This is a genomic window from Corynebacterium stationis, from assembly GCF_001941345.1.
GTDB classification, from domain to species: Bacteria; Actinomycetota; Actinomycetes; order Mycobacteriales; family Mycobacteriaceae; genus Corynebacterium; species Corynebacterium stationis.
Genome location: NZ_CP009251.1, coordinates 68,235 through 86,541, shown reverse-complemented (window position 1 = coordinate 86,541; position 18,307 = coordinate 68,235). Strand labels below are relative to the sequence as shown.

The following is an 18,307-nucleotide window of genomic DNA, read 5'->3' as shown; positions in this document are numbered from 1 at the left end:
TCAACATTTTTCACTTCAAGAAAAGGAAACCTTAATCATGTCTAAGAACAAAGTTGTCATCATCGGTGCCGGATTCGCAGGCCTCGTTGCCGCGCGCGAGCTGCAAACCGCCGGCATTGAATATGAAATCTTGGAGTCCAAAGACCGCATCGGCGGGCGTGCCTGGACCGAAGAGCGCATGGGTCGCCCGCTGGAATTGGGCGCTACCTGGGTGCACTGGTTCCAAGCGCACACCTGGACTGAGATCATGCGCTATGGTCAGCGCACTGAGATCACGGCGTCTCCTTCCGGCAATGATGCCCACTGGGTAACGGACGGCAAGGTAGTCAAAGGCACCGAGGATGACCTGGATGAAAAGCTCACCGCTGCAATGGGCGTGACCTATGAAGGCAGTGAAGAGTACTTCCCTAACCCGCATGATCCGCTATGGGTTCTCTCAGATGACTTCGACGGCCCAGCCGAAGTGCGTGAACGCTTTCTTGCCGATGACCAGAAAAACGCCATTGACCTTGTGAAAGAAGCCGGATTCGACCAAGAAACTATCGATCTTGTCGATGCCTTCTGGTGCGCCGGATACATCGGCGACCCATACACCGGCTCAGCGCTGATGGCGAAGCAATGGGGCGCGCTGTCTGATAATCGCTACCGCGTGATGGAAGATATCACCTTGAAGTGGAAGCTCAATCACGGCATGCGCTCGCTATATAACGGAATCGCCGGCGACCTCAACCAAGAAATTCGCCTGAACACCCCGGTGGCCAAGGTTGAGCACCATGACAACGGCGCAACCGTAACTACCGAATCGGGTGAGGTCATCGAAGCATCGGCAGTAATCTGCACCGTGCCAGTGGGCGCGCTGAGCAATATTGAATTCTCCCCTGCCCTACCCGATGCTGTACAAAGCGTTATCGATGACAAGTGGAACTCCCAAGGTGCGAAGATCTGGATCAAGATCAAAGGTCACCACCGCTTCCTAGGCTATGCACCAAAGCCAGCCAAGATGTCCGTGGTGCGCTCCGAATACTTCATGGATGACGACACCACCATCCTGGTCGGCTTTGGCTACGACAACACCAATATTGATCTCAACTCCATCGAAGACGCCCAAGCTGTTATCAACCAATGGCGCGATGACCTCGAGGTTGTCGATACCACCGGCCACAACTGGGTTGCCGATAAGTGGGCTGGCCAGGCCTGGGGAACCCTGCGCAAGGGCCAATTCACCCAAGGTTGGAGCCTTTTCGACGACATCGATTCGCAGTTATTCTTCGCCGGCTCCGATTATGCCTACGGCTGGCGCGGCGTCTGCGTCGACGGCGCGCTAGAAAAAGGCATGACCACCGCCCGCCAGGTCATCAACAGCATGCGGGAGACAAAGGAACAGTAAATGACGCAGACAACCGTATACACCGGAAAGATTTGGACCGGCGTTGCCGATGATGACTGGGTCGAAGCCTTCGCCGTTGCAGATGGCCGTATCATCGCCACGGGCGCGCTCCACGAAGTGGAGGACCAAGTTGGCACACCACATGAGACCATCATCATTGATAAAGGCATTGTTACGCCGGGGCTTATCGATGGCCACCTGCACCTAAGCCTCGGCGGCACCCAGCTGGCTCACGAGTTAGCTTTGGATCCCACCGACGATGCTGAAACTATCTTGGCGAAGGTGCGCGAGTGGACCTCGCGCCTGAAACCAGGTGAGTGGGTTATCGGCGGCATCATCGGCAGCGGTGTGCTGCCCATGCTCAATAACGTGGAGTTCTTAGAAAAGCTCGATGAAGCTTCTCACGGCCATCCGGTGCTGCTGCGCGATGACACCATGCACAACCGGCAAGTCAACACCACCGCTTTGGAGGCCATGGGTATTACAGCCGATTCCCCCGACCCAGAAGGCGGCACGTATGTCCGTGACGATCAAGGCCGGCTCACGGGCGCTTTGTGGGAGCTGGCCTGCGCGGTAGCCGAAGGTGTTGCTGCTAAGTCTCACGTTGATCCGCATCAGCGCCAGGTTAAAGCATTACAAGCCGCGCTAGATCGCCTGGCTGCGCTGGGGATAACGACTGTGCAAGATGCCGCGACCATGCTGCCGCACTTTGAGGGCTTAGCCGCGTTGGAAGAATCCGGCGAGTTAGACATGCGCGTGATTGCATCGATGCCCATTCGTCCCTTCATTGAAGACGGCACTGTAGGTGAAGAACTCTTCGCCGCCGGCATGGAGTTTGAAAGCGAACACGTGAAACCACGCTTTGCCAAGTTCGTTTTAGATGGCGTTCCCACCACGCACACAACGGCGCTGTTGAATCCGTATAAATGTAATCATTCCAGCCACGACCCCAACTTCCGTGGTGAGCTCTACTGGACTTTAGATGATCTCGTGGCAGCACTTCGCCGCTGTGCTGAGCTCGGTCTTGATGCCAAGCTGCACGCCACCGGCGATGCGTCGGTGCGCCAGGCTCTCGATGCCGCCGAAATCGTCCGCCAAGATACAAACGGCGGTCCTGCCATGCAGATCGCTCATATGTCGTTTATCTCCGAGCAGGATCTGGCGCGCTTCGCGGAGCTCAACGTTGCTGCCGATGCTTGCCCCTTCATGTGGTTTCCCAGCCCGCTTACCGATGGCATCTCCGACTTCGTCGCCGACGAAACCATGGCGAATATCTGGCCCTTCAAAGACCTACTCGCCACCGGTGCACTTATTTCCGGCGGTTCCGACTGGCCTGTCGGCCTGCCTGTTCTAAACCCCTGGTTAGGTATCGAAGGCATGGTCACCCGACAAGCCGCTGCCAGCCAATCCGATGCTGACTACGGCCATCGCACGGTCAACATCAATCAGGCCATCACCCTGCCCCAAGCCATGGCTGCGTTTACCCGCGAATCCGCCAAAGCTCTGGGCATCGCTGCAGAAACAGGCACCATCGAACCTGGGAAGTCTGCCGACTTCATCGCTCTCGACCGCGATATCTTCACCAGCGACATCAAGCAGGTTCACCAAACCCAAGTCTTAGGGCGCTGGGTAGCTGGTAAAACGAACTAGCTCAATAATTCGATCATCTACAACAAACCCGTTCCAATATTGCCTGAACCATTTCTCAGCGCCGAGGGACGGGTTAGTTTCGTCGGCCCCAACCGCTAATAGAGCGGCAAAGCAGGCGAAGAGTCTGACCAAAACCTGTTCCCCAGAGCACGCCCCAAAAGGACAGTTTTTAAATTACTGTCAGAGTCAGAAGGCGTTGGCACAGATAGCCCCCCGTGAAGCAGGAGCCTTCGGCCGCCGAATTAATGCAAAAAGCATATGACAGTCTCGACGCCATGATCGACAAGGCACGATACGACCCGGCGACCGCCCAACACTTGCTCGAGTTAATGACGTATCCCCAGGCGACGAGAACGCACGCTAGGATGTTCGCAATTCGTTCGCCCATCTCAGCATCCCACTGGAATTTCTGTCGCCCTAGCGTGGTCGAGTCCCTGCGGCAGCGGCTTTTCACAACTTCATGGGCGGTTCAGTTGATGCCGGTAAGGAAACCTAGAGAGGCCCTAGCAGCACGGGGGATGAGTTTATTAAAGGCCGAAGGCGCCGCCGCTGACGAGGATGAAGATACCCAGGCCGATCAAGACGATAGGGAACAACACATGCTCCCAACGTTCGAGAATCTCCGCGATGGGCGGACGGGTGGCCACGAACTTCGCCAACAGGACCAGGCCCGCCACCAGAATCAGAAAGACAACGCAGTAGATGATAACGGTGGCGGTATCCACGTTGAGAAAAACCGGGACATAGACGCCGATATTGTCGCCACCGTTGGCAAAGGTCACCCCGGCGACGGTCAAGACGCTTACGTTCTTTCCGCTGACTTTCGCGTCATCGTCGTCGTCATCGTCTCCCCGCCAGGCTTGCCAGGCCGCCCACAGCCCCAAGGTCAGGGGGATCAGCCCGAAGTAGGGGATCGCCTCGGTGGGCAGGAAAGCATCCGCCCCTAGGGTGACCAGAATCGCGGCTGCGAGGATGCCCGCGAAACCAAGGTACTGCCCGGCCAGGATCCGAAGTGTGGTCCCTGCTTGGCCGGCCCCACGGGCGAAGAACAGCGAGAGCACGATGATGTCGTCGATATTGGTGGCGATAAACAGACCAACCGCCCCCAGGAGACCAGTTACCACTTCCTGTTCCCCTCTCCGGTGGCACACCCGGGCACGTCACATGCCGAGTCAATACACGGGGCATTCTCGTCGGCAGCCAGAGTGGTATCCAGCAGTGAGTTCAACGCCTGGACAAGATGGGCGTCGACGATCTCGTAGCGGGTCTTCCGTCCCTGCGGTTCGGCGACCACAATTCCGCAGTCCCGTAGGCAAGTGAGGTGGTTCGACACATTTGACCGCGTCAGTTCCAGCTCCCGTGCGAGATCGGCCGGGTAGGCCGGGCCGTCCAGCAGGGCCAGGAGAATACGGGATCGGGAGGGATCGGACATCGCCCGGCCCAATCGGTTCATCACGTCCAAGCGTGTAGCAATAGTCAGCATGCACTGAACTATACAGTTATTGCTGAACTGTCGCAACGAGGGTCGAACGTCGGCCCGACGGTGATGTGTGGGACACCAGTACCCTTCGGTACTGTCTGTGTCGAAATCGTTCGTTTTTGACACAAAAACCCGGTTTCCGAAATGGTCCCATACGTAAAGGTGGGTGCGTTACGTTTTTGTATCACAACACAGTGCCGTATTCTATGTGCCCATTCACTGACCTCCGCACGGGTTCTGATACGTTTTTGAGGGTGCTGTTGCAAAGTTGGGGCAGTAGGAAGAGCGACGTGAAATAATCACAGCCATGGGTATCTTCTCCGGTCGTCATTTCCCCCGTGACATCATTCTGTGGGCAGTGCGGTGGTACTGCCGCTACGGGGTGAGCTACCGAGACTTGGAGGAATTGATGACTTCAGCGGGGTGTGCCGGTCGATCACACCACGATCTACCGCTGGGTGCAGAAATACGCCCCTGAGCTGGACAAGCAAACACGGTGGTACCGGCAGGTACCCGACTGGCAGGCCAGTTCCTGGCGGGTGGATGAGACCTATATCCGGGTCGGCGGCAGGTGGTGCTACCTCTATCGGGCGATCACCGCCGGTGGCCAGACCCTGAACTTTTACCTCTCTCCGAAGCGGAACGTGGCCACAGCGAAGCGTTTCCTGGCCAAGGCCCTCAGATCCAATACGTCAGCCGAGTATCCCAGCGTGATCAACACCGATAAAGCACCCTCCCTAGCCAGGGCAATCGCCGAGTTGAAGTCAGAGGGAATCTGCCCACCGACAGTGGAGCACCGTCAGGTGAAATACCTCAACAACATCCTGGAAGGCGACCATGGTCGGCTGAAGCGGATCCTCGGGCCGAAAGGCGCGTTTAAGAACCGGACATCTGCATATCGGACGTTGAAAGGGATGGAGGCGATGCACTCATTGCGGAAAGGGCAAGGCGCGATGTTTGACCTCGCGGGCAACCGAACCCGGACGCGGTGATCGTCAACCGGGTCTTCGAGACGGCCTAACAACGCCCACACGCAGCGGTCATCAGAGAATGAGAAACTGAGTCTTCGCTGCTCTCCGCCCAACTTTGCAACAGCACCATCCAGAGGCCAAGAATTTTTTGGCTCAAAATGCACCAAAGGTATTATCCTCAACGGCCAAAATGTTACTTCCAGGTAAGAAATAGTTCTTATTTAAAGATCGATCCTGGTGATCAATCCTGCCATCTTTGCTCTCGTCGAGCTGCAACTCTCGCATAGCGTGGTTGCTAAGGAGGTGTGCCCAATTGGATTACAAGTACCTACACACTTGATCGGTGCTGCACGTTTCAGGGTCCGGGTGCGCGGCGTCCTGTCTGAGGTCCGCGATAGTGTCGCGCAGCACGGAGAGCTGCGCGATCTGCTGCTCGATCTCAGCGAGGCGCACGTCAAGCAGGTCGCGCACGTGCTCGCAGGGCGCCTGGCCGCCGTCGCGGATGTCGAGGATCTGGCGGATCTGGGCGAGGGTGAGGCCCGCGGCCTGGCCGCGGTGGACGAAGTCGATCCGAGCGACCGTCTCGGGCGCGTAGTCGCGGTATCCGGACGGCGTGCGCTCGGTCGGGGGCAGAAGGCCCTGTTCCTCGTAGAAGCGAAGGGTCTTCGCGGTAGTGCCCGCCCTCTCGGCGAGTTCTCCGATCCGCATTGCTGTCTCCCTCCGTGGCCGCGCTTGACCTTCCCCTGCACTGGAAGGTCCAGTATGGCTGAGACAGAGCAGAAAGCCAAGAGTTGACAGGAGCAGCGATGCCTACGAAGTACGATCTCGCCATCATCGGATCGGGAGGCGGCGCGTTCGCCGCTGCGATCCGCGCCAGCACGCTCGGAAAGTCGGTGGTGATGATCGAGCGCGGGACGCTCGGCGGCACCTGCGTGAACACGGGCTGCGTCCCGTCGAAGGCGCTCATCGCCGCGGCCGGCGCGCGGCACGTCGCCGTCGACGCCGCAACCCGGTTCCCCGGGATCGCGTCGACGGCGGATCCCGTCGACATGCCCGCGCTGATCGCTGGGAAGCAAGCGTTGGTGGAGTCGCTGCGCGGCGAGAAGTACGCCGACGTCGCCGACTCCTACGGCTGGCAGGTCCTCCGCGGCGACGCCTCGTTCGTGGGCACCCCTGATGCGCCGGTTCTCGATGTTGCCGGAGCCGACAGAAGCGTCGAGACCATCGAGGCCCACCACTACCTGGTCGCGACTGGTTCTCGCCCGTGGGCACCGCCGATCGACGGCCTGGAGGAGACCGGATACCTGACCTCGACCACGGCGATGGAGCTGACGGAGGTCCCCGAGTCGCTGCTGGTGCTCGGCGGCGGCTACATCGCCCTGGAGCAGGCGCAGCTGTTCGCCCGCCTCGGCTCGCAGGTCACGCTGCTCGTGCGGTCCCGGCTCGCCTCGAAGGAGGAGCCGGAGGTGTCGAAGGCGCTCCAGGAGGTGTTCGCCGACGAGGGCATCCGCGTCGTCAGCCGCGCAGTGCCCACCCGGGTCTCCCGCGGCACGGGAGGCGAGGCCGTCGTGACCGCCGCCGTGTCCGGCGGCTCGCAGGAGTTCCGCGCCGACCAGGTCCTGGTCGCCCTCGGACGCCGTCCCGTCACCGATGGCCTGAACCTCGATGCGGTCGGGGTGAAGACCGGAGACTCCGGCGAGGTGGTCGTCTCCGACCGGCTGCAGTCCTCGAACCCGCGGATCTGGGCCGCGGGCGACGTGACCGGGCACCCCGAGTTCGTCTACGTCGCCGCCCACCACGGCACCCTCGTCGCCGAGAACGCGTTCGCCGACGCCGACCGGTCCGTCGACTACGTCCGCCTGCCGCGGGTGACGTTCACCGGGCCCGCGATCGGCGCGGTCGGGATGACCGAGAAGGACGTCCTCGCCGCGGGGATCCGCTGCGACTGCCGCGTCCTGCCCCTGCACCACGTGCCCCGCGCCTTGGTGAACCGCGACACCCGCGGGTTCATCAAGATCGTCGTGAACGCCGAGACGAACGAGATCCTCGGCCTGACCGCCGTCGCCAAGGACGCCGGGGAGCTCGCCGCCGCAGGCGTCCACGTGCTCGGCAGGACCGTCGCCGAGGTCGCCGACGCCTGGGCCCCCTACCTAACCATGGCCGAGGGCATCCGGATCGCCGCGAAGGCCTTCACCACCGACCCGTCGCTGCTGTCGTGCTGCGCATGAACGGCAACGCAGGCAATCGGGGAGATCTCATCCTGAAGAGGTGCAGACGATGAGCGCCCCTCCCCCTTGGTGGCTCCTGTCGGTTTTGAGATAAAGATGATTCGATAGGGCACACCCCAGGGGGACGGGTGCCCGGCAGGTGTCAGTGTCAGAAGGTGTTGGCACAGATCGGCCCTGGTGACCAGGGGTGTGACGACGACTTCTGAACACCATCCGGTCAGTCCTCATGGGCACTAGGACCTGTTATGAAAGTCGTTTGAGCCAGCGGTCAATGTTCGCGACCCGGATGACTGCCTCGAACCGGACGGCGAGTTTGTCGTATCGGGTGGCCACCCCGCGGTTGTGTTTGAGCGCGTTGAAGCAGCGTTCGACGACGTTGCGACCCTTATACGCCTCAGAGTCGAAGGCCGGTGGCCGCCCACCGGCAGACCCTTTGGCCTGACGGTTGTCGGCCTGGTCCTTTTTGACCGGGATCGTGGTGGTGATCTTCCGGCACCGCAGGTACGACCGGTTCGCCTGTGAGGAGTAGGCCTTGTCCGCCAGCACCCGATCCGGCAGACTGCGGGGCCGACCGGGCCCGGGGCGGGCCACCCGAATCCGGTCCAGGACTTCGGTCAGCTGCGGGCTGTCACCGGCCTGCCCGGCGGTCAGCGTGAACGACACCGCCTGTAGATGCTGGTCACAGGCCAGATGAATCTTGGTGGAGAACCCGCCCCGAGACCGGCCGAGGGCATGGTTGTCCGGTTCGCCGTCGAGGCGGTCGGAGGAATCTCGCCGCGCTCCGGCGGCGTGGATATGCGCCCGGCTGGTAGTCGAGTCCACGGAGATGTCCCATCCGAGTTGTCCCTGGCCATCGGCTCGGGACTGAAGGGCGGCTTCGATCTGTGCCCAGGTGCCGGATAGTTGCCAGGCACGAAACAGGGCGTAGACCCGCGTGGAGGGTTCCCCAGCGCACGCCGGTGGGAGCTGGGGACAGTGTGGAGAAGATCACTAAAGGGGCCGCAAGGTGGACATCGGAGGAGTTCAGGCGTTAGTGTTACCTCCGTTAGATAACGGAACGGTAACGGTCTGATCTCCAACGGACATATCGCTGGAATTGCTCAGGGCGGGACAACGGACAACGACGGAAGAAGAGTCATGCGCCTGAAGGCTTCGCGGTCATCCGGAGGAAGACACCGCACGATCACCACCTCGCAGACCAAGGGGCGTCTCGCCCTCGTGGCTGTAGCCGCCGGCACGGTCTCATCCGCCGGCGTCGGTGGCGCCACGGCCGCCACCTTGCAAGCCCCGGCCGAGGTCGAGGCTCCGGTCTCCCCGGAGGCTGCCACCGTCGAGGTGGATTTGGCCACCAACGACACGGCCCTGTCCTCGAGTGGGACGCAGGCCGCACCGCAGATTCTCGCTATCTCCGAATTCAAGCCGGTCGCCAACATCGACGAGCAGCTGGACAAGGCCATCCAGTACAACGCCGAGCGGGCCGAGAACGAGCGCGCTGCCCGCGCGCCCTCGGTGGTCAAGCCCGCTGAAGGCACCTTCACCTCCGGTTTCGGCGTGCGCTGGGGAACCCTCCACGCGGGTATCGACATCGCCAACGTCGTGGGCACCCCGATCCTCGCGGCGATGGGCGGCACTGTCATCGACTCCGGCCCGGCCTCCGGTTTCGGGCAGTGGATCCGCATCCAGCACGATGATGGCTCGATTGCCGTCTACGGTCATATGGAGACTCTCGACGTGACCGTTGGGGAACGCGTCACCGCTGGTCAGAGGATCGCTGGCATGGGCAACCAGGGGGTTTCCACCGGCTCTCACCTGCACTTCGAGCTTTACCCGACTGGCAGCGGGGCGGTCGACCCGTTGCCCTGGTTCGCCGAGCACGGCGTCACCTTCTAACCTTCCCGCACTCACCAGGACCGGCCCCGACACCGGAACCGGCGGCAGTGACTGGGTGTGAGGCACCCGCCTCAGACCGCAGAGACGCTTCTCACTCATCGCCGACACAACCCGGACTTGATAGCTTCTCCAGGCAGGGCAGACCGGGGCACAGGGGAGGCAGTCCGTGCTCGTCATATATGGGGGCGGCGAGCGTCCCGCCAACGAGGAGCAGGTGCCGTAATCCACGTTTAGTGGGATACTTCCGTAACCTGCCTTCTCCTGCGCCAGCTGACGAGGCCGGTAACCGCAGGCCATGCAAGAGCCAGCATCGCGAGAACCAACAGGGGCGTATCCCCCATGCGCGCATACGGCGTCAAACCAGTATGAAGGGGAACGGTTGCCGTCAGCAGTTCGTTCGTGCCCAGGCCACTGAGTTGTGAGACTGTGCCGTCGGGCTGGATAACTGCGGAGTATCCGGTGGGGGCAGCCTGGAGAACGGTGCGGCCAAACTCGCGGGCACGCATCCGGGATGCGGCCACTTCAATTGCAGGTACTTCCTCGGTCACAAAAGACGCGGCGTTGGTCGGTGCGAGGAGTAGCTGCCCACCATTGCGAACGGCATCGGCGACCCGGTCGGCGAAGAAGACCTCATAAGAAATGACGATCCCCAATCGTGGTGTCCCGCTGGGATCGAGCACCGCCGGTCCCTCTCCGGCAATGGCGTCGCGGGGGATGAACCGTGCGTCCTCGCTGAGTCGTTCAATCAGATTGCGCATAGGGATGTACTCGCCGAACGGCACACGATGATGCTTCTCATAGCGTCCTAACCGGGTCCCGTCCGGTCCCCACACTATGGATGCGTTCCGGAAATGTTGATCCTCGGATTCGGTAATTCCGACAACGATGTTCGTGTCGAGTTGCCTGGCCAGTTCAGCGAAAGCTGCATCAACGCGCGTCCCGTCGATTGAGCCGTCGATATTGACGACGTTTTCGGGCAGCAGAACCAGATCAGGGTCCCCGGTGATATCTTCGGCAGCCTGTAGGTGCCGGCGGGTCGTATCAAACGGATCGGTATTGACCGCGCGAAGACCGCGGGGGCCTCCACCCTGCACGAGCACGACGTCAAGGCTGCCTTCTGCCGTATCATCTACGATCGTTGGCGCGAACGCCGGTACCGCGAGTACCACGACCACTGCGACCACGGATGCTGCACGGGCTCGTCTCGGCCCGAAGATGACAGCGGTAACAACGGCCCCCGCAACTGCGGCCAACGCGGTCACCAGGAGAGTCCCACCCAGGGGCGCTGCCGCCATGAAAGGACCATCGGTCTGGCTGTATCCGAAAGCGGACAGCGGGAAACCGCCGAACGGGAACCGGTGCTGCACAGCCTCCAATAACACCAGGGCAGCAGGGGTGAGCAGCCACCAGCCCGACCAGCGGCTGCGAAAAGCCGCCTCGTTAGGCGATACCGCGGCAACCAGCATTAACAGTAGCGCCTGAACGGCAACAACAGCAGCGTATCCGGCAGTGTTGAAGTCGGTGAGCCAGCGCAGAGCAAGAGCGTAGTGCACCACCCCGCCCAACCCACCGAGCCACAAACGGTTACGTAGTGGTTGACCTGCCAAAGCCAGCATGAACATAGTCACGCCCACCGGGAACAGCACCCACCAACCGCGTGGCGGCAGCGCCAGCCACCAGACCACCGCAGCTCCCATCATGAGCGCGGTGGGACCGGCCAATCTGCGCCAGTTATCGCCGGCTATCCCCCGGGAAAGACGTGAGACTGTCACGTCTGCTGCAGTACTAGCCTTCACCGGAGATCACGGCCTTCTTCGGGTTGCTGCTCAGTTGTGAATATATGCCCAATCCTTCGAGTCATGTGACAGCAACTTTCAGTACTTTCCCAGTGGATCTGGGGGTGTTCGGCAAAGCGTTGACGAATCCGGATTTAGTTCAGGCCGGCGTAGGAGTGCAGGCCGGAGACGACCAGGTTGATGAAAAACAGGTTGAAGATTACCGTGGCCAGGGCCAGGATATTGATCCACGCGGCCTTGTGGTCGCGCCACCCGGCCGTGGCACGGGCATGCAGGTAGGCGGCATAGAGCACCCAGGAGATAAAGGATGCGGTCTCCTTCGGATCCCATCCCCAAAACCGGCCCCACGAGACCTCCGCCCAGATCGCACCCAGAACAATGCCCAACCCCAGCACGGGCAACGTAATGATGGCGGACTTGTAGGCCAGGGCGTCAAGCTTTTTCGCACTCGGCAGCGGCTTGGCCACAGCACCGAAGAAGCCACGCTCCGCACCCTTCGGCTGCCAGATACGCAGCAGGTAAAGCAGGGAAGCGATGCCCGAGACGATGCCAATCGCCGCGCCCAGGGAGACGGTGGAGACGTGAACCGGTAGCCAGTAGGACTGTAGGGCAGGGACGACCGGGGCGGAGTCGGAGTAGAGGCTGGTGCCTGCGAAGAACAGCAGGACGAGGATGGGGACCAGCAGCCAGGGCCAGACGCTGCGCCATTCGCGGTGTTGAATGACGATCGCGGCGGCGATCATCGCCAGCACGCAGATCATGGAGATGTATTCGTACATATTTCCCAGCGGGAAGCGGTAGGTGGCTAGACCGCGCAGGACCACAGACATGAGGTGGATGGCCGCACCGACCCACACCAGGGCTTGGGTCATTCCGCCGAATTTGTGGGCGGAGGATTCTTTGGCCGCGAAGTGTTCATCGGTGAGTGGGGTGTCTGCGGCGGCAGTATCCTCATCGGGACTGTCAGTGAGGTCAGTGGTGCTGGCGCCGGTGCGCACGGCGACACGTTCGGGTTCTGCGATATGTTCGCGCAGCCGTCGGGCGTCGATGACCCCCTGCATCTTCACGTAGAAGATCAGGGAGAGCACCAGGGCGAGCAGGTAGACCACGAACGCGGTCTGGAAGGCAATATCAGAGAAGGCGGAGAGAGTCTGATTGACAGGCATGAGGGCACGATTCCTTAGAATTGAAGGTGGGTATTACTGACTGGGGTGGGTAACCGACACTGGGGTAGCCTCCTCGGCGTCCTCATCGATGTCGTCGGGGTCGGGCAGCCCGAGCAACTCACGGTGGATGTCATCGAACTCGCTGCCCCAGCCAGCCCGGTCAGTCCGGGCTAGGCCGGCTATCTCTACGACGGTTGCGGTGCCATCAGCGGAAGGCTGCAGACGGATCCAGATACGCCGGCGCTTGATGACCAGAGAGCCGATGAGAGAGGCGAGCATGATCACGGTGGTCACCAGCACCCACGGTTGGAAGGGGTCGTGGCTGATCTGGTAATTGGCGAACTCGCTGGCCCCGTCAAAGGTGACGGTCGTACCGTCATCCAGGGTTACCTCCTCCCCCTGTTGAAGGTTGACGCGTTCGATTCGTTGCAGCTGTCCGTTGGCAATCAGCGTGTCGTCGAGTTCGAAGATGGACTGGGCACGGCCGGTGTCGAGGCCAGCGTCACCGCGGTAGATGTCAATGGCCACGGCCGGATCCCGCATCGCCGGATACGACGAGGTCAGCAGTTGACCGTTGTCCCCGCCCCACTCGGCGGTGGGGGCAAAGAGTCCCTCCAGCGCGATTTGGTTTTGCCGGCGTTCAAAGAGATCGGGATACATCCCGGCCGGTGGGTCAAACCGCATCGCACCAGAGGACAGGAAGAAGGTCGGATCTTCGGGGCCGAATTGCAGGGTCTGCGTGCGGGTTTCACCGTTGGGCCAGGTCACCGTGAAGGTGGGGGCATATCCGTGGCCCATCAGATAGATCCGGTCGCCGGCCACCCGCAGCGGGTGGTTGACCTGCAATTGGTAGTCGGTCCACTCCTCCTTCGGTGTGAGGATGTCGTCGCCGATGGCATAGGAGATATTGGAGGTAAACATCTCCGCCTGGCCATTGGGCAGGTAGTCGGCGGAAAAGTCGTGGGCGTCGAAGCAAAACGTGGTCAGTCCCGTGCCGTCGAAGGTCGGGCCAGCCCGGAACGAATCGAAGTTGGCGGTGGAGGTATTGCAGAACTCGGTGCTCTGTTCGATCGGCGGGGTCTCGTAGTTACCGGATTCGGTGACGATGATGACCATGCCCTCGTAGTAGACCATCCGACCGGCGGCGATCGTGACGAGCATGCCCACCAGCGAAAGATGGAATAGGAGGTTAGCCAGCTCCCGGGTATAACCACGCTCCGCGGCGAGGGAAAACACCCCTGCCCGGTCCTGGTTCGGCTGATACTCGGCGACCTTCCATCTCTTCAGTCGTCGGTGAGCATGTGCGGTGACCTCTGATATCGGCTTGTCGATCATGCCGGTGGCATGTAATGGCAACCGGGCCAGGCTTTTCGGTGCCCGGGTCGGTGGGGTTTTCATCGCCTGGTAGTGGTCCCAGGAGCGTGGCAGGATACAGCCGACCAGGGAGATGGTCAGCAGCATGAAAATGGAATTGAACCAGGTGGATTCGAAGACGTCGAACAGCTGCAGTTGGTCGTAGATTTCCGCTAGGCGGCCGTTGTTGGCGATGTAGTCGGCGACGTTGCCTTGATTGAGGCTGCGCTGGGGCAATATGGTGCCAGGGATCGCTGCGATGGCGAGGACGAACAGCAGGACTAGCGCGGTGCGCATGCTGGTCAGCCAGTGCCAGGCCTTCTTCGGATACGTCCATAGGGTGCGCATCAGGGTGGTCATGAGTGTTCCTCTTCCAGACCCCAGCCGGCACCGAGCGGTAACGGCTGCAGGGATGGGGATTAAGTCGGTGTGACCGGTGGGGTGACCGGTCAGGTGTTAGATCAAGGTGGCGCCATATTCGACGGTCCACTGGCGTACCCAGTTGATGAAGTACGCCCACGCCCCGCTGGCCAGGGCAATGCCGACGGCGACCATGAGCACCCCGCCGAACATCTGGATCTTGCGTGAGTGGCGGCGCAGCCAGCCGACGGTGCGCATTGCGCGCGCCGAGCCGAAGGCCATGAGCAAAAACGGCAGTCCCAGGCCCAGGCAGTAGCCGAGGATGAGGATGACCCCACGCACGGCGGTCATACCCTCGGTGCCAGCCGAGACAGAGATGATCGCCGCGAGCGTGGGCCCCAGACACGGGGTCCATCCCAGAGCGAAGACCCCGCCTAACAGTGGGGCTCCCAGCCAGGTGGACCACTTCTTCGGAGCCATGCGGGTATCACGCTGCAGGGCAGGGACCATGCCCATGAACGTCAGCCCCATGAGGATGGTGGTCACCCCACCGATGCGCATCAGGGCCTCGGCATTGAGCGTGAGCATGCTGATCGCCCCGAAGACGGTGACCGTGGCCAACACGAAGACGACCGTGAAGCCAAGGATGAACAACCCGGCGGCACCGGCCACGGCCCACTGGCGTTTTTTGGTCACCACGGAGCCGTGTTCGGAGTCATAGCTGACCTCGCCGCCGACCACACTGGCCAGATACGACATATAACCAGGGACCAGCGGGACCACACACGGGGAGGCAAACGAGACGAGGCCAGCGGCAGCAGCAGCGAGGATGCCGATCAGCAGCGGCCCGGTGGCCGCAACGTCAGCGAACTGCTGGCCGATCGCCAGCTGTGCCATCACATCAACGGTCATGGTGCTGGTGCCTCCTTAGCCAGTGGGAGGGCGACGTCGAGGACGTCCTCGGCGTCGACCTCCCGGAGGAACACCGCTGCGGGGCGGTGCTGCTTGTCCAGGATGATCGTGGTCGGGATGACCGAGGTCGGTACCCCTCCCAGGTCCGCGGCGGTACGAAACGGCGGGTCGTAGATTGACGGGTAGGTCACACCGTTGTCGAGTTTGAAGTCCTGGGCGATGGTCTGGTTGTAGTCACGGACGTTGATGCCCAGCACCGTGCCACCGAGGGGGTCGAGAGTCTCCTGGACAAGCTGCAGGTCATCGACTTCCGCCCGACACGGTGCACACCACTGGCCCCAAGCGTTGAGGACGACGACCTCGCCTTCAAAATCAGACAGGCTGATCTCCTCACCCTCCTCCATCAGCGACGGGCCGGAGAAGTCCGGCAGCGGGGCACGTTCCTCCTCTGCGTAGATAATCTCGGTTTGGCCTCCTGGTGAGTGGAACTGGAAGGTGCCCCCGACGGCGACGGCGTTTCGGGCGCCGTCGCCTGAGGAACAGGCCGTCAGGGTCACGGCGGTGAGCACCGCGGCAACCGCTGTGGCGGCTCTGCGGGGTGTGCTCGGCATGGATTAGATCTCCTTATTCCGGGGCGGTGGGGAAGAAGACGGTGTTCTGGTTGTCCCGGAAGACCACAACACCGAGGAAGGTCATCGTGCTGCCCGGTGGGTGGTCTGCAGCGACTCTGCCCACCTCGGCACTCAACCCTGCTGTGGGGTTAGGCGTACCGCAGGGAACTCATCATCCCGGTTTCCTGGTGATAAGCGTTGTGGCAGTGAAACGCCCACTCACCGGGGTTGTCGGCGATCAAGTCCGCGTCCACCGTTTCGCCGGGGAGAATGAGGACAGTGTCCTTGCGCAGGCCGCTACTTCCGGGAAGAGCCCAGGTATGCCCGTGCAGGTGCATCGGATGGGGCATGGCCGTGGGGTTGTGCATCCGCATCCGCAGGCGTTGGCCTTCTTGGACTGTGCCCGGGGAATCAGCACCGTCGATGCGCAGTCCCCACTGGTAGGGCATCATCTGGCCGGTTAATTTGACCTCTGTTTCCTTATCCACGTCACCGGCCGGGAGCAGGGCTCGTTCCGCCGGCTCAAAGGACGTCAAGAAGGTACCGGGGGCAGTGAGTTCGGGGAAGGTAGTCTCTGGTGCGGGGGTCTGGCCCGCGGCGGTCCGGATGACGGCAAACGCCCGGTCGTCCTTGCCGGCGGCCAGGGCGGTCAGGGGAAAGACACCATCACCGAGTACCACCTCCACGTCGACACGCTCACCCATCGAGAGGTAGAACGACTCGATGTCGTGGGGAAGGACCGGGAAACCGTCGACGTGGGTGACGGTCATGCGGTGGCCACCGAGAGCCACCTTGAAGATGGTGTCAGCGCCCGCGTTGATGAACCTCAGGCGGGCTTTATCCCCCGGTCGGGCATTAAACGTTCGGTGCGCCCGGGGAATGCGTCCGTTGATGAGGTAGTGCGGATACATGACATCACCGGCATCTCCGCCCAGAGCCGGATCGGGCGTGCCGTGGGCCATCATGCCCCCCTCACCACCCATATCCATCCCGCCGTGGCCACCCATGTCCATGTTTCCGTGGCCACCCATGTCCATCCCCGTCAACATAGTCAGCTGATCTTCGGGACTGCTGCCGTCGATGCCGTCCAGCCAGTCGTCGAGCACGATGGTCCACTCGACGTCCTGGTCCTCAGCGTCTTGCGGGTCACGGATGATCAGTGGGGCGTGGAGGCCGCGATCAAGCTGCAGGCCGGTGTGGGAATGGTAGAAGTAGGTGCCACCGTGGGGGACTTCAAAAACATAGGAGAAAGACTCGCCAGGTTCAATGGGGTCCTGGGTCATGCCGGGCACACCGTCGGCTGCGTTGTGGAGTGCGATGCCATGCCAGTGGATGGAGGTGCTCTCAGGCAGTTCATTGGTGATATCGACCTGGAGGACGTCGCCGGCGGTGGCCTCAATGGCCGCATCCCCGGTGTCAGAGACGTATCCCCACGTCTTGGCTTCGATGCCGCCGATATCCAGAGAGAGGGGCCGGGCGGTCAGTGTTCGGCGCACCGTCGGCTCACCGAGCGCAGTGGGGGTGGGAGTGGGGCGAAGGGAGGGACCTGGTGCCGAGGCAGCGGGTCCAGGGTCGCTGGTGCAGGCGGCCACGGCCCCGGTGCTGGCGAGGACGAGCCCGCCGAGCAGAAGCTGTCGTCGGGAAAACGCGTTCGTCATGATTTAACCTTCCTTGGTGCAAGATTTCAGTGACACGGGAGACAGGCGCAGGTGAGGACCCTGCTGAGCCATCACGTCAGGCGCAGGTCTGTGACACAGGTGGCACCGTCGTCGGTGGTGGAAAACTCCGTGGTGCCGGTACGCCCCTGGTAGCTGACCTCAATCAGGCCGGTGGCATCATCGGGAAGCCAGAAGCCAATAAACCCGTTGTCGAAGGTGGTTGTCGCCTCGTCCACCAGCACCTCACCGGTCTCCTCATCGGTGATCGTGACCTGGATATCCTCATTGTCGAGTTCCCCCAGGCAGGTCGTGAGGCTGTGGTAGAAGCAGTCGTGGGTGGAGGTGAGATAGGGTGCGATCGAGACATACGTCTGATTGTCGGGAAGATCGACCACGACTTCCTGGTCATCGCTCGAGAGCAGCAGTTCATCGGCACGCACGGAGGCGATCAGATCCGTGGGACGCTCAGTGACCTTCTGCCGGTCGAGGTGATCAATGATCTCCACCGCGTCCATGGCGGCCAGGCCATGGGTAGTCAGGAATGTATCCTGGGACACCGTCCCGTCGGCGGTGGGTTCCGGGTCGGCGGCCGAACACCCCGTGAGGGCGAGGGCAAGGGCGGCGGCTGCGATCGCTGCTCGTTTCACGTCAATCTCCTTGGATCGTGGTAAGACCGTGAGAAGACACCGCCTCAAGGTCGATGCCATACCTTTTCTAGCACGGGTGCCTGACGGCCCAGAAATCAAAAACCCTGCTCACAGCCTTATAACAGGGCGAAAAGGGGGTGACTCCGGTGGGCTGGGTCACCACCGGGACACCACCCCACAGCCGTGGGCGATGTCCTT

Annotated in this window: 14 protein-coding genes and 2 pseudogenes; 5 read left to right on the top strand and 11 right to left on the bottom strand. The window is 61.7% G+C overall.

What is annotated here, in order from left to right; genetic code table 11:
• Positions 1 to 37 precede the first annotated feature (37 nt).
• Both CSTAT_RS00445 and CSTAT_RS00440 read left to right on the top strand, forming a co-directional pair.
• Positions 38 to 1,387: an NAD(P)/FAD-dependent oxidoreductase gene (locus tag CSTAT_RS00445; protein ID WP_066792004.1), complete on the top strand. Its 1,350-nt coding sequence runs from the start codon at positions 38 to 40 to the stop codon at positions 1,385 to 1,387.
• Entirely contained in the window at positions 1,388 to 3,037 is a 1,650-nt protein-coding gene (locus CSTAT_RS00440; RefSeq protein ID WP_066792003.1) for an amidohydrolase, read from the top strand.
• Between the two features lie 527 nt (positions 3,038 to 3,564).
• Here the strand turns inward: CSTAT_RS00440 and CSTAT_RS00435 are convergent.
• Complete coding sequence (locus CSTAT_RS00435) at positions 3,565 to 4,161, bottom strand: cadmium resistance transporter (RefSeq protein WP_018297437.1); 597 nt, start codon at positions 4,159 to 4,161, stop codon at positions 3,565 to 3,567.
• Complete coding sequence (cmtR, locus tag CSTAT_RS00430; RefSeq protein WP_035114920.1) at positions 4,155 to 4,520, bottom strand: Cd(II)/Pb(II)-sensing metalloregulatory transcriptional regulator CmtR; 366 nt, start codon at positions 4,518 to 4,520, stop codon at positions 4,155 to 4,157. The genes CSTAT_RS00435 and cmtR overlap by 7 nt, the downstream gene beginning before the upstream one ends.
• Positions 4,521 to 4,824: 304 nt before the next feature.
• Here cmtR and CSTAT_RS00425 point away from each other — a divergent pair.
• Positions 4,825 to 5,538, top strand: a pseudogene (locus CSTAT_RS00425) (IS6 family transposase).
• Positions 5,539 to 5,806: 268 nt separating this feature from the next.
• Here the strand turns inward: CSTAT_RS00425 and CSTAT_RS00420 are convergent.
• Positions 5,807 to 6,196, bottom strand: coding sequence for a heavy metal-responsive transcriptional regulator (locus tag CSTAT_RS00420; RefSeq protein ID WP_003847964.1), 390 nt, complete (start codon positions 6,194 to 6,196; stop codon positions 5,807 to 5,809).
• Between the two features lie 98 nt (positions 6,197 to 6,294).
• Here CSTAT_RS00420 and merA point away from each other — a divergent pair, with 98 nt between their 5' ends.
• Complete coding sequence (merA, locus tag CSTAT_RS00415; protein WP_075722093.1) at positions 6,295 to 7,716, top strand: mercury(II) reductase; 1,422 nt, start codon at positions 6,295 to 6,297, stop codon at positions 7,714 to 7,716.
• A 243-nt stretch (positions 7,717 to 7,959) separates the two neighbouring features.
• On the opposite strand, the pseudogene CSTAT_RS00410 reads toward merA, so the two are convergent.
• A pseudogene (locus tag CSTAT_RS00410) lies at positions 7,960 to 8,667 on the bottom strand (IS5 family transposase); the annotation flags it as partial.
• A 186-nt stretch (positions 8,668 to 8,853) separates the two neighbouring features.
• On the opposite strand from CSTAT_RS00410, the gene CSTAT_RS00405 reads away from it, so the two are divergent.
• Positions 8,854 to 9,606 (top strand): M23 family metallopeptidase, encoded by a 753-nt coding sequence (locus tag CSTAT_RS00405; protein ID WP_075722091.1) that lies wholly within the window; start codon positions 8,854 to 8,856, stop codon positions 9,604 to 9,606.
• Positions 9,607 to 9,836: 230 nt separating this feature from the next.
• On the opposite strand, the gene lnt is transcribed toward CSTAT_RS00405, so the two are convergent.
• The 7 genes from lnt to CSTAT_RS00370 form a co-directional block, all read right to left on the bottom strand.
• Entirely contained in the window at positions 9,837 to 11,306 is a 1,470-nt protein-coding gene (gene lnt / locus CSTAT_RS00400) for an apolipoprotein N-acyltransferase (protein WP_026196237.1), read from the bottom strand.
• A gap of 230 nt (positions 11,307 to 11,536) precedes the next feature.
• Positions 11,537 to 12,568, bottom strand: coding sequence for a c-type cytochrome biogenesis protein CcsB (ccsB, locus tag CSTAT_RS00395; protein ID WP_075722090.1), 1,032 nt, complete (start codon positions 12,566 to 12,568; stop codon positions 11,537 to 11,539).
• A 33-nt stretch (positions 12,569 to 12,601) separates the two neighbouring features.
• Positions 12,602 to 14,281, bottom strand: coding sequence for a cytochrome c biogenesis protein ResB (gene resB, locus CSTAT_RS00390; protein WP_075722089.1), 1,680 nt, complete (start codon positions 14,279 to 14,281; stop codon positions 12,602 to 12,604).
• 96 nt (positions 14,282 to 14,377) lie between these two features.
• A complete protein-coding gene (locus CSTAT_RS00385; protein WP_003848401.1) occupies positions 14,378 to 15,193 on the bottom strand; it encodes a cytochrome c biogenesis CcdA family protein in 816 nt (271 codons plus the stop codon).
• Entirely contained in the window at positions 15,190 to 15,804 is a 615-nt protein-coding gene (locus CSTAT_RS00380; RefSeq protein WP_075722088.1) for a TlpA family protein disulfide reductase, read from the bottom strand. The genes CSTAT_RS00385 and CSTAT_RS00380 overlap by 4 nt, the downstream gene beginning before the upstream one ends.
• Positions 15,805 to 15,953: 149 nt before the next feature.
• Positions 15,954 to 17,462: a multicopper oxidase family protein gene (locus CSTAT_RS00375; protein ID WP_075722087.1), complete on the bottom strand. Its 1,509-nt coding sequence runs from the start codon at positions 17,460 to 17,462 to the stop codon at positions 15,954 to 15,956.
• A 71-nt stretch (positions 17,463 to 17,533) separates the two neighbouring features.
• Positions 17,534 to 18,109, bottom strand: a complete 576-nt coding sequence (locus tag CSTAT_RS00370) for a CueP family metal-binding protein (protein WP_075722086.1) — start codon at positions 18,107 to 18,109, stop codon at positions 17,534 to 17,536.
• Positions 18,110 to 18,307: the final 198 nt, after the last annotated feature.